The sequence below is a fragment of the Photorhabdus sp. HUG-39 genome (assembly GCF_963878365.1).
GTDB classification, from domain to species: Bacteria; Pseudomonadota; Gammaproteobacteria; order Enterobacterales; family Enterobacteriaceae; genus Photorhabdus; species Photorhabdus kayaii.
In genome coordinates this window covers 1-12,100 of the sequence record NZ_CAWNWY010000062.1, presented here as the reverse complement: position 1 = coordinate 12,100, position 12,100 = coordinate 1, and the positions used below count along the sequence as shown (strand labels likewise).

Annotated in this window: 12 protein-coding genes, 1 other RNA gene and 1 pseudogene; 7 read left to right on the top strand and 7 right to left on the bottom strand. The window is 40.7% G+C overall.

All coding sequences use genetic code 11. The features are described 5' to 3' along the window. Window positions 1-189: 189 nt before the first annotated feature. The 3 genes and pseudogenes from AAC155_RS23340 to AAC155_RS23330 form a co-directional block, all read right to left on the bottom strand. Window positions 190-291 (bottom strand): annotated as a pseudogene (locus AAC155_RS23340) (hypothetical protein); the annotation flags it as partial. 854 nt (window positions 292-1,145) lie between these two features. Beyond that, on the bottom strand, window positions 1,146-1,733 hold the full coding sequence (locus tag AAC155_RS23335; protein ID WP_113044327.1) for an ankyrin repeat domain-containing protein: 588 nt from the start codon (window positions 1,731-1,733) through the stop codon (window positions 1,146-1,148). Between the two features lie 15 nt (window positions 1,734-1,748). After that, window positions 1,749-2,765: a phospholipase gene (locus tag AAC155_RS23330; RefSeq protein ID WP_113044326.1), complete on the bottom strand. Its 1,017-nt coding sequence runs from the start codon at window positions 2,763-2,765 to the stop codon at window positions 1,749-1,751. A 647-nt stretch (window positions 2,766-3,412) separates the two neighbouring features. Here AAC155_RS23330 and ung point away from each other — a divergent pair. Then, window positions 3,413-4,093, top strand: coding sequence for a uracil-DNA glycosylase (gene ung, locus AAC155_RS23325; RefSeq protein ID WP_113044325.1), 681 nt, complete (start codon window positions 3,413-3,415; stop codon window positions 4,091-4,093). A gap of 68 nt (window positions 4,094-4,161) precedes the next feature. Here ung and grpE read toward each other — a convergent pair whose 3' ends face one another. Continuing rightward, window positions 4,162-4,743, bottom strand: coding sequence for a nucleotide exchange factor GrpE (gene grpE, locus AAC155_RS23320; protein ID WP_011147556.1), 582 nt, complete (start codon window positions 4,741-4,743; stop codon window positions 4,162-4,164). A gap of 124 nt (window positions 4,744-4,867) precedes the next feature. On the opposite strand from grpE, the gene nadK reads away from it, so the two are divergent. The 3 genes from nadK (at window position 4,868) to bamE (ending at window position 8,039) form a co-directional block, all read left to right on the top strand. Further along, entirely contained in the window at window positions 4,868-5,746 is an 879-nt protein-coding gene (nadK, locus tag AAC155_RS23315) for an NAD(+) kinase (RefSeq protein ID WP_113044324.1), read from the top strand. A gap of 88 nt (window positions 5,747-5,834) precedes the next feature. Next, window positions 5,835-7,496 (top strand): DNA repair protein RecN, encoded by a 1,662-nt coding sequence (gene recN, locus AAC155_RS23310; RefSeq protein ID WP_113044323.1) that lies wholly within the window; start codon window positions 5,835-5,837, stop codon window positions 7,494-7,496. Between the two features lie 195 nt (window positions 7,497-7,691). Further along, window positions 7,692-8,039, top strand: a complete 348-nt coding sequence (bamE, locus tag AAC155_RS23305; protein WP_113044322.1) for an outer membrane protein assembly factor BamE — start codon at window positions 7,692-7,694, stop codon at window positions 8,037-8,039. Window positions 8,040-8,094: 55 nt separating this feature from the next. On the opposite strand, the gene AAC155_RS23300 is transcribed toward bamE, so the two are convergent. Both AAC155_RS23300 and AAC155_RS23295 read right to left on the bottom strand, forming a co-directional pair. Further along, on the bottom strand, window positions 8,095-8,388 hold the full coding sequence (locus AAC155_RS23300) for an RnfH family protein (RefSeq protein ID WP_112872052.1): 294 nt from the start codon (window positions 8,386-8,388) through the stop codon (window positions 8,095-8,097). After that, window positions 8,381-8,815: a type II toxin-antitoxin system RatA family toxin gene (locus AAC155_RS23295; protein ID WP_112872053.1), complete on the bottom strand. Its 435-nt coding sequence runs from the start codon at window positions 8,813-8,815 to the stop codon at window positions 8,381-8,383. Before AAC155_RS23295 ends, AAC155_RS23300 begins: the two co-directional genes overlap by 8 nt. Before the next feature lie 156 nt (window positions 8,816-8,971). Here AAC155_RS23295 and smpB point away from each other — a divergent pair, with 156 nt between their 5' ends. The 3 genes from smpB to AAC155_RS23280 all read left to right on the top strand — a co-directional run bounded on the left by smpB (window position 8,972) and on the right by AAC155_RS23280 (window position 10,979). Then, on the top strand, window positions 8,972-9,454 hold the full coding sequence (gene smpB, locus AAC155_RS23290) for an SsrA-binding protein SmpB (protein WP_015833415.1): 483 nt from the start codon (window positions 8,972-8,974) through the stop codon (window positions 9,452-9,454). Window positions 9,455-9,504: 50 nt separating this feature from the next. After that, window positions 9,505-9,868: a transfer-messenger RNA gene (gene ssrA / locus AAC155_RS23285) on the top strand. Between the two features lie 841 nt (window positions 9,869-10,709). Further along, the gene (locus AAC155_RS23280; protein ID WP_046975142.1) at window positions 10,710-10,979 is read left to right on the top strand and encodes a helix-turn-helix domain-containing protein; all 270 of its coding nucleotides are present in this window, start codon (window positions 10,710-10,712) and stop codon (window positions 10,977-10,979) included. 464 nt (window positions 10,980-11,443) lie between these two features. On the opposite strand, the gene dinQ is transcribed toward AAC155_RS23280, so the two are convergent. Further along, window positions 11,444-11,515, bottom strand: a complete 72-nt coding sequence (gene dinQ / locus AAC155_RS24595; RefSeq protein WP_390904640.1) for a damage-inducible type I toxin DinQ — start codon at window positions 11,513-11,515, stop codon at window positions 11,444-11,446. Window positions 11,516-12,100 lie beyond the last annotated feature (585 nt).

Here is a 12,100-nt window from a genome sequence, read left to right as displayed (position 1 = left end):
CCCAATTCAGGAATGTCGGGTGATACTTTTCAAAATCTACCAACTTTATGTTTTGATTATCGCCCTGTTAAAGTGATAATCAAAGTATAAGGTAAAAAAACAGACGGCTGGGAGTGATTGATGATTATTTTTACCGTTCTACTATATTCAAAAAGTCGGAAAATATCTTCTTACAATCTCTCGTCCAATTTCTATTGCTAATACCGCGTTCGGACCAACATCCCGTTTGCCATTGAACATTCGTGTGAAATGCACACCAAGGAATGGAAAATCAGGATTAGGAACAGGATATAAATAAGTTCCCATAATTATGCTCCACCTCCAACCAGCCCTTGTGTACTAAGACATACAGCCTTTTCATCCAAGCAGTCCGTAGAATCAGTGAAATAGGCTACATAACCAATATTGCTTAAAAAGAAAATAAAAAGCATAGGTGTATCGGTATTATGGAAAGCTATTTATGCGTGAAGGCAATATAAATATAACACTTATCACAAGTTTATTTTTCCACCTTTAATTTAAATTAAAGTCAAACTCAAATAAATATGAACTGTTTTTTTGAGATAAAGATAAAAGATAATTTCAATAAGTGAACATTATTTAATGTTAATTACGAGTTATACTATTTATTTTTCATAAAAACACGCCACATCAGTAAATTAATTTAATTTTTCCCCTATTAGTCATAAATAAAGAAACATTTCCTCTAAAAAATAAATAATTTAATATTTTATACCAAGCAACTTACCATAATACTTATGTCTTTTTGTTTTTCCCGACTAGGCTGCCAGATACTGTCTCCATAAATTGCTTCACTTTTCATAATAATCACTACATATAACAACACGGATGATCACGATTAATGATTTCGCTTAATAAAACCAGGTAAAATATTATAACAATGTAGATATCATTTATCACGTAAGCTCACAGTGAGAAACAAAAACGTATTTAAGGAAATATATCCAGCAACTCTGGGTTTTAGACATTGTTTATTAAGGAAAATAAATTAATATATAATATTCATAAAATACGATAAAAACATGGTGATTTGTGAATTGATCCTAATGCTTCAACCCACAATTACTGATTTAATTTATTGATCTTTAAATGAAAAATAACGGGCCAAATAGCCCGTTTTTATCTTACTTCAAATAATATCGGCTGACTTGCTGAGCTTTCAGCCAATAATTGACTTCATCATATTCCGCTTGCATCTCACAGCTCCGCGCTTTTAGCGGTGTAAAATTAAGATACATCAGGAATGTTGATTGCTGCTTGTTTTGTAATTTAGGATCAGCGCCTGACTTCAACAATATCAGCACCAGTTCCGGCGAATTAATTTTGGCTGCAATATGTAACGGAGTATCTCCAATCCGATTAGCCTGATTAGGATTAGCACCGGCGGCCAACAGTAATTCAATCTGCATTTTTCTCCCTACCTGAACCGCAACATGTAAAGGTGTTGCTAAGGTTACGGGATGTATAATATTCACATCATGCGCGACTGATAATAAAGATTTAAGATAATCAGGATTGTTGATTTTTGCAGCCGTATGTAAAGCACTTTCTTGTTGCAACCCAGGTTGAGTAGGATCAGCTCCATCCCTCAGCAAATTATTAACATCATCCATTCGCTGATTGAATATCGCCCATTGTAACGGAGTTATATTTTCTTCACTCCGCTGACCATCTAGTTCCGATTCAGGCTCAATTACTTCATTAATTTTCATCACACTTCTCTTTAATTATGCGGAAATGCTCAGATCCGGTTCATTAAGCATGACTAGAGATTCTTCTTGCTGTTCATCATTTAAAGATAACCAAGGTTTGTATATCGTTAATAATTCCAGCACCTTTTCAAGAGAATGTGCTTTTAATCCACGTATCAGATTATTAGGAAAACCTTTGCCTGATTCTTCCGAATCATCATTATATTTCAGTAAGATTTTATGTCCTATTGGCTGAGATACCGGCAGTTTTTGTTGTAATGCATCAAGTAAATCATGCTCCACAACATAATGGCGTACCAATCCATTTTCAGCGATAGCCCTACCCTCTTGAGGTGAAAAACCCAAATTTTTCATCATATTGTCAGAAACACCAGCTGAATTAAATATTACCGCAGGCTTTCCAATTGATAATGCGGCTGTCGCGGCTAATCCACCTCCCAAAGAGTGCCCAGTAAATAACAAGTTTTCCCCAAATGCTATTCTGGCAGTGCGAGCTAAATCAATTGCTTGATGATATTGAGCTTCATCAAATCCAAAACCTTGCCGTAAATTAGTTAATATATCCTTCAAATCATTAGTGCCCACAAAAGCCACTATATAGAGATCGTCATTCCGATAAATACCTGCCTGAAAACCCGTTGTTTCATCCCTTAAATTTGCCGGCTCTATTCCTGCCTTTAATAATTCACCATCAGAAAGACGAACATAATCACCTATTCCCATCGTGGTGCGTATGTAGACATCATCAGAAATTAAAGTCAACATATAATCAATCTCATGAGATTGCTTACCTCTAATTTGCTCAGACTTAATTCCTGTGATTGACTTTAAATTAACGTTAATACTCTGCTCATTAATTAATGATTGATAGACTCTATTATTTTGTTTAGTTATTTCCGAGAGGGAAAAAATTTCAGTAGTCGCTTTTTCAATATTCTGGTCTGGAACAGAAGGCGGTGTAACAAGTTGAAGATTATTTAAAACGGGAAAACTTGAATCGACTGATAGATTCATTTCAATTGATAAACTCATAAAATTCCCCTAAGGATAGCTGAAAATAATCGACGATTTAATCAGTACAACTAATCTATCGGCAGGGAACGCCATTGGGTTAAATAAATGTTTAAAATTTGTTAAATAAATTAATCAACTGTGATTCTTCTCGCTGATAACAGAGAAATTTCTACCTATTATTTGTCAATAAATAGCCAGAAAAGAGTCAAAGTGAACTGACTACTTACAACAAATACTGTTTTGGCTTCATACAATATTCAAACGATCCAGCTTATCCTTAACCACAATCTGGCCCTTCACGGTGTTAAATACCTTTAATCATTTCTATCTCTACGTTCGCACAATAAACCAAATTATCAATGAGTTATCTTGGTTATTTGGTCAAAACAATATGCCTCATTCCTATATACCCACACAAATGAGGATACTCATTGATTCAAAACAGTTAATTTCATATAGTTACTATAAAACATACTGCTACCTTACGTTTTAAATAAGTTTCTATAGCTAACCTCAAAGCAATTTTTTGGATAAACTTTCAAAAATACTTTACAACATTGAAATAGTTATCAAGAATTTAGTTTTAATGTGCATCAAAAGTTTTCCTCTGATTTTGTAATCGGTAAGCTAACATCCATTTGGTAATTATATAAAAAGGATTTACTATGTCCGCACCCCTCACATGGCACGACGTAATCGGTAACGAGAAAAAACAGCCCTATTTTCTCGACACGCTGGCCTATGTCGCAAAAGAACGTCAGGCAGGTAAAACTATTTATCCGCCACAACAGGATGTATTTAATGCATTCCGCTACACCGAATTGGCTGATATTAAGGTGGTGATACTTGGGCAAGACCCTTACCACGGCCCCAATCAGGCACATGGCCTCTCTTTTTCTGTACAACCGGGTATTCCTGCGCCACCTTCTCTGGTTAATATGTACAAAGAGCTGGCATCCGATATACCTGACTTCCAGCATCCAAATCACGGTTGCCTAGTCAGTTGGGCTAAACAAGGGGTGTTACTACTCAATACCGTACTCACCGTAGAACGTGGTAATGCACACTCCCACGCGAATCTGGGGTGGGAAACGTTCACTGATAAAGTCATTGCCGCTATCAATGAGCACCGTTCAGGTGTCGTTTTTCTGCTTTGGGGCTCCCACGCTCAGAAAAAGGGCTACTTTATTGATGCTAATAAACACCATGTTCTCAAAGCACCTCATCCATCTCCACTATCTGCTCACAGAGGGTTCTTTGGCTGCAAACACTTTTCAAAAGCCAATGCATTGCTAGAAAAACAAGGCATCGAGCCAATCAACTGGACACCTGAGTTGCCACAATAAAAAAATGCCGCCCCTGTTGGAGCGGCATTGATACTTATTACTGAACTAAAATGACTACTGAGCTAGAATTACTTTGATACAGCTACCATTGCCGGGCGTAACAAACGGCCATTTAAGGTATACCCTTTCTGCATGACCATCATGACATGATTTGGTTCATGCTGATCGGATTCCATCATGGTCATAGCCTGATGAATTTCAGGATTAAAAGGAACATTTGTGTCGCCAACAACTTCAATACCAAATTTACCCACAGCCCCAAGGAAAGACTTCAACGTCAGCTCGATGCCTTCAACCATAGGTGCTATTTCGGTATTAGTACGATCTGCCACCTCCAAAGCGCGCTCAAGATTATCAATCACTGGTAGCAGTTCATTGGCAAATCTTTCTAACGCAAACTTATGGGCTTTTTCCACATCTTGCTCAGTACGACGACGGATATTTTCAACTTCAGCCTTAGCACGCAAAATGGCATCACGTTCACGTTGTTGCGCCTGCTTGAGCTGTTCTTCCAGCTCTGCGACACGCGGATCAACAACGCTTTCTGTCTCTGATGCTTCTGCTTTATCCGCACTATTTTGCTGTTCAGATACAACTTCCATATCTTCCGAGACTTGCTCGTCAGGCATTTTTTGTTCTTTACTACTCATGAATATCTCCGCGTATTTGGCATTAATCTCGCTACTTAGCCTATTATGGGGATCTAAACTGGGGATTCAAGGGAACCCGCCGTATTGTGAGGATAAAACCTCTTGCTAGAAGGCAATTACAACGATGAATAAAAAATTCAAATGCATAGGTATTGTTGGTCATCCTCGCCACCCAGAAGCACTTGCTACTCATGAGATGCTTTATCATTGGTTAAAATCCAAAGGTTATTCTGTCATTATTGATCGTCAGGTTGCCAAAGACATTGGTTTAAAAGATGCACAAACTGGCGGTCTGACCGAAATTGGCAAACAAGCTGATTTAGCTGTCGTTGTTGGTGGTGACGGCAATATGTTGGGCGCTGCCCGGGTCCTTTCCCGTTATGACATTAAAGTCATTGGTATTAACAGAGGCAATCTAGGTTTTCTGACCGACTTAGATCCTGATAATGCTTTGCAACAACTTTCTGAAGTATTGGATGGCGAATATCGGAACGAACACCGTTTCCTACTAGAAGCTCAAGTCAGAAGAAACGGCCAGAAACCTCGTATCAGTACCGCTATCAACGAAGTCGTACTCCATCCGGGGAAAGTGGCACATATGATTGAATTCGAAGTCTATATTGATGAACGTTTTGCCTTTTCCCAACGTTCTGACGGACTAATTATCGCAACGCCAACGGGTTCCACAGCTTACTCGCTTTCCGCAGGCGGGCCAATTCTGACACCAAATCTGGATGCTATCGTCCTGGTACCGATGTTCCCACATACATTGTCTTCCCGACCATTGGTTATCAGTAGTGAAAGCAGCATCAGGCTGAAATTTTCCCAAAATAGCAACGATTATGAAGTCAGTTGCGATAGCCAAATAGTTCTACCTATACAGGATGGAGAGGATGTAGTTATTAGCCGCAGCAAACAGAAGCTCAATCTCATTCATCCTCAAGACTATAATTACTTCAACACATTAAGTACAAAACTAAGCTGGTCTAAAAAAATGTTCTAAAAAATTAGGTCTCACTACTTTACTGTATAAAAAACCAGTTTATACTGTATGAAGATACAGAGGTGTTTTTATACACAGGAGAAGTGTGATGCTCACCCAGTTAACCATTAGCAATTTTGCCATTGTTCGTGAGCTTGAAATTGACTTCCAGCCAGGCATGACAGCCATCACAGGTGAAACCGGCGCGGGTAAATCCATCGCAATTGATGCATTAGGTTTATGTCTGGGTAATCGTGGTGAGGCCAATATGGTGCGTAGCGGGGCTTCTCGTGCTGATATTTGTGCCCGGTTTTCTCTTTCTGATACGCCTTCTGCTCGCCAATGGCTAGAAGCACACCAACTTGATGACAGTAATGAATGCTTACTACGCCGTACAATAACGTCAGATGGTCGTTCCAGAGGCTTTATCAATGGCACTGCCGTACCGATTTCCCAATTACGCGAATTGGGTACCCACCTTATTCAAATTCACGGTCAGCACGCCCATCAATTACTATTAAATAACGGCCACCAAAAACGCCTGCTTGATACTTACGCTAATCAATTCAATCTGCAAAATGAAATGAAACAGGCATATCAGCAATGGCACCAAAGTTGTCAGGATCTGGCTCGATTCCAACAACAGGCGCTTGCACGTCAATCTCGTCAACAGTTACTGGAGTATCACTTAAAAGAGCTCAATGAGCTGGCACCACAATCAGGTGAATATCAAGAACAAGATAATGAATATAAACGGCTAGCAAACCGTGGTCAGCTACTATCTGTCAGCCAAACCGCACTCCAGTTACTTAGTGATAACGATGAACAAAATATTACCAGTCTGCTGAACTACGCCAAACACGAACTGGCAGAACTCATTACTATGGATGATAAATTCAGTCAATTACTCACCATGTTAGAAGAAGCATCCATTCAAATTAATGAAGTCAGCGATGAACTCCGCCATTACGGTGATCAACTGGATATGGACCCAAATCGTCTTTTTGAGCTGGAACAAAAAATTTCACAACAAATTAGAGTGGCCCGCAAACACCACGTTGCACCGGAAGAACTTCCTTCACTACATCAACAATTATTAGAAGAACAGCAATTACTGGCGCAGCAAGAAGATGACTGCACCCACCTTAGCGAGCAGGTCAATAAACACCATAAGCTGGCATTGGAAGTTGCAGAAAGATTGCATCTGGTTCGTCAACAATATGCTAAAGAACTCAGTGAACTCATTACTCACAGTATGCATCAACTCGCCATGCCTCATGGTCGCTTTACCATTGATGTCTCTTTTGCACCTGAACATCTGAATGCTGATGGTTCAGATAAAGTTGAATTTAACGTCACCACTAACCCCGGTCAGCCACACCAATCTCTCGCAAAAGTTGCTTCAGGTGGTGAACTTTCCCGTATTGCGCTGGCAATTCAGGTTATAACGGCTAAGAAAATGGAAACGTCCGCCTTGATTTTCGATGAAGTGGATGTCGGTATCAGCGGCCCAACAGCTGCAATTGTCGGCCGTCTGTTACGTGAATTAGGCGAATCTACACAGGTTATGTGCGTCACCCACCTACCTCAAGTAGCCGGTTGTGGTCACCAACATTTTTATGTCAGTAAACAGACTGACGGTGAAGAAACTGAAACTCAAATGCAACTGCTGGATAAAAAAGCCAGATTACAAGAGCTGGCGCGGCTTCTCGCGGGCAGTGAAGTAACAAAAAATACCCTGGCAAACGCTAAAGAGCTGCTAGCAGCGTAATTTGATACAACTTTTGCGTATATTTAAGGTCATAGCTAAAGCTTGTATACCCTATGGATTTCAAGATGCATCGCGACGGGGTGAGTGAGCGTAGCCAACAAAGAGGCAACTTGAAAGATAACGGGTATAAAGGTTTTCAATTTCGTCAAGGTCTATTATTATCAACCCCCTGACTCCTAAAGGAATGTAATTACCATGCACTGTAAAATGTTGACTGCCGCTGCTATATCATTCGTTATGCTGACTGCGGGTTGCTCTACGTTGGAACGGGCTGTTTATCGCCCTGACATTAATCAGGGGAACTACCTAACACCGACTAGTGTATCAAAAATCCACAAGGGAATGACCCAGCAACAGGTAGCTTACACATTAGGAACCCCCATGTTACAAGACCCGTTTGGGACTCAAACGTGGTTTTATGTATTCCGTCAGCAACCTGGGCACGAAAAAGTAACTCAGCAAACTCTGACCCTGACATTTGACAGTAATGGTGTACTGACTGACATTAAAAACGAAAATTCACTTACCGAAGATCTTCAATAACCGAAGAAATATAGACAGTCCGTCAAAAAAATAGATAACTGACTGTCTATAGTAATTATTGAGCATTATTTTTAGCCCGCTCAGCACGCTTACGACGCATTTCTTTTGGATCAGCCAATAGTGGGCGGTAAATTTCCACCCTATCACCCTCTTCCAAAATATCCGTCAACTTGACAGGACGGCTATAAATTCCGACTTTATTCTTTTGCAAATCAATATCATTACGCAAAGTCAGTAAACCTGATGCAACTATTGCCTGCTCAACAGTTGAGCCTTGAGCCAATTTCACCGTACGCAGATATTGGCGATCAGGCAATGCATAAACAACTTCGATATTGATATCAGACACGATAAACCTCGCGTGCACGCAGAGTAAAAGCCTGCACCATACTTCCAGCCAGCTCCTTAAAAATCTTACCGAAAGCCAATTCAATCAGCTTATTAGTGAATTCAAAATCAAGGTGCAACTCAACTTTACAGGCATCTTCACTCAATGGTATGAACTGCCAGCCTCCCATCAACTTACGAAAAGGCCCGTCGACCAGTTGCATATTAATGCTTTGGTTATCGGCCAGAATATTCCGGGTAACAAAAGTCTTACTTATACCCGCTTTCGAAACATCGACTGATGCAGTCATTTCGTTACTGCTAACACTCAGCACCCGACTGCCGACACACCCCGGCAAAAAATCCGGGTAAGAATCGATATCATTGACCAATTTATACATTTGTTCCACGCTATACGGTACTAACGCAGAGCGACTAATCTGTGGCATATAATTTCCTGTAAGGCTTAATTGTAGCAAATAATATCACCTATACGTGATCAAAGAAAAAACTGTCAGCGTATAATGCAATAAACACGCATTAATCAGCAAATATGCGCGGGAAAAGATTTCTTTCACCAAAGCATTCAGTATAATGCATACACTATGACAAAGAAAAAAGCACACAAACCCGGTTCGGCAACCATTGCCATGAATAGACGAGCTCGTCACGAATACTTCATTGAAGAAGAATTTGAAGCGGGTCTCTCGTTACAAGGATGGGAAGTCAAATCACTGCGCGCTGGTAAAGCTAACATCAGCGACAGTTACGTTTTGCTCAAAGATGGCGACGCTTATCTTTTTGGTGCCACCATCACTCCGTTAAATGTAGCTTCTTCCCATGTCGTCTGTGATCCAATGCGTTCACGCAAACTCTTACTTAATCAACGCGAACTTGATTCGTTATATGGTCGAGTCAATCGTGAAGGTTATACCGTTGTTGCCTTATCTCTTTATTGGAAAAATGCTTGGTGCAAAGTCAAAATTGGCGTAGCGAAAGGCAAAAAGGCACACGACAAACGTTCGGACATCAAAGAACGTGAATGGAAATTAGACAAAGCGCGTATTATGAAGAATGCTGGGCGATAAATTCTGGCATTATGGTTTAGTATTCTGATATACTTGCGTTTAAGACACTTGGGGCTGATTCTGGATTCGACGGGATTCGCGAAACCCAAGGTGCATGCCGAGGGGCGGTTGGCCTCGTAAAAAGCCGCAAAAAAATAGTCGCAAACGACGAAAAATACGCACTAGCAGCTTAATAACCTGCGCAGAGCCCTCTCTCCCTAGCCTCCGCTCTTAGGACGGGGATCAAGAGAGGTCAAACCCAAAAGAGATCGCGTGGATGCCTTGCCTGGGGTTGAAGCGTTAAATCTAATCAGGCTAGTTTGTTAGTGGCGTGTCTATCCGCAGCTGGCAAGCGAATGTAAAGATTAGACTAAGCATGTAGTACCAAGGATGTAGGAATTTCGGACGCGGGTTCAACTCCCGCCAGCTCCACCAAATAAATCAAGGGGTTACACTAAAGTGTAGCCCTTTTTGTTTGTCCAATGTCCACTTTACGTCCATCTATTTTATTTTTATGGGCATCAATGGACACCGCTGCATTCCTTCTGGTTCATCACTGAAACTACTTAAGATGCTTGAACGTAACCCTGCGCTTATTAATGAATTAAGCTCACTTTAATACTTTCACTTTCTCCTTGTCATAATGCAAAAGGAGAAAATAATTTCAGTTCTATATATCCAGTAAAACCGGCCTTATCTAATTTTTATGATAAAGCACGGCTTTCCTCCGTGATTTTATTTTCCACGCAAAATATAATTTTTCCTTTAATATCATTGTATTGGGATTTTATCCGTGATCCTCTTTTGATCCAAAAACTGAAATTCCCTGAAAATCTTTTCAATCATTTCAGTTTGCTGCTTCTCTCACAATGCCAGTGCTGGCACGGTTTGGCTGTTCGATTCGTAGGATTTTAAAACTGAAAAAATTTTTTGATCCAAAACGTGCAGGCGGGTGCGGTGTAGTGCCGTTTTCGCCATAAATTCATTTATTTCGTCATAAGCGCAGCGAGGCAAACCGTCACTAAGGTATTTATTTGATTCTTGAGTCAGATAATACAATCAGTTAAAGTAGCACTGCTATCGGCAAAATCCGATGGTCAGGGGGTCGCAGCCTTGAACGAACATCCCACTGGTAAGGTTGTTTTCTTACCAGTGTGCCTGTTATCGCTCTTTCTATGGCGGTTCAGGCAGGGGAGGCTATGCCTCGCCGGATTGGATGTTCTCCGGTACTGCGAACCCTGTTTGAATCGCCACCACCAAAGAGGTAAGCAGGAATATGAAAAAAGACTGGCATACCGCCGATATTATCGCTGCGATACGCAAGAAGAATAAAACGCTGGCATCATTGTCCAGGGAGCACGGTTTAAGTTCTTCAACATTAGCAAATGCTTTAACGCGCCCTTGGCCTAAAGGGGAATTACTGATTGCTCAGGAAATTGGTGTCACACCTGCTGAGATATGGCCCAGTCGGTATTTTGATGAAAATAAGCAGCCTATCAAACGAACCGTCCGAAATGATTTACCAAACAATTCTGATATCACATAAGTTATTTCTATATCCAAAAAAGTAACGACAACTTTTAAATCACTAAGCTAATATAACACACTGAATTATCAGTTTTTTATTACACTTACTGCCCATTCATTTAATATCAGAATTGTATTCAAGCTCTATGAAAGTATAAAAAAGCCCGCATGTTGCGGGCGAGATAATTGTATTTCAGACCATCATAACCCGTAGCGTTGATTGATACCGCATTTAAAAAGACATCCCAATGTTATTATGTGTATGACTCGCGGTAAACTACACTAATCTGTTGGCTATCCTCCCATACTACCGGAGCAATAACCGCTTGAACACGGGTTCAAGTCCGGTCGGGATTACCAAATTTAAGCTGTTAGATCAGTATATTGGGCCACTTAAACAAGAGTGGCTTGCTTGAGCAAAAGCGGTAAATGTTAAAGGCCACCGGGAGGTTACCCCGATGGCCTTAGCTACGTTTCCGTTATCTATTTCAGAAATGCACGGATCAGCTCTAAAAGCGCGATTAACGCTTTGAGAACGATGATAGCAGAGTCAATAAATGCTTTCACCCGTTTGCTCCAGTTGAGGAGCACGATTTACCCAGCCATTGCCTTTACATTGCCTGTCCGTCTGGTTCTCATCAATGTTAGTTGAAGTGGATCGCGCTCCGACCAAGGCTCTGAATCAGCACCACCTGTATTCAGCCAGGACTTACGAAAACTTGCGTAAGAGATACACAGGCCAAAACGCGCCTCAACTAACAGCCGTTGATTATAAGTTTATTTGGATATGATTCAATGGATTAATAGATAGGTAAAAACAAAAAAACCAACTGGTGAGGTTGGTTTTTTGTTTTTACCTTTAAGCAGGACCTCTGTTTTTGTGCTCTTAACCGGGTTGGTAGCCTCGGCCTTAGCGCGATCCACTTCAACTAACATAAGAAGTCTAATGCTTAGAATCAGAAATATCAACCTATAACATGACTATAAAACAAACAACACTGCCAGACTGAAAGTCAACCAATCACAGGCGAATATTTCTGTTTCAGCCTATCCGATTTATAGGCCGTGTTCCTTATCGCGTTGGCGTTCTCCGGCGTACCTGTGTTGTGGTGCGTATGGGCGGCAGTCTGTTCCGCCAGT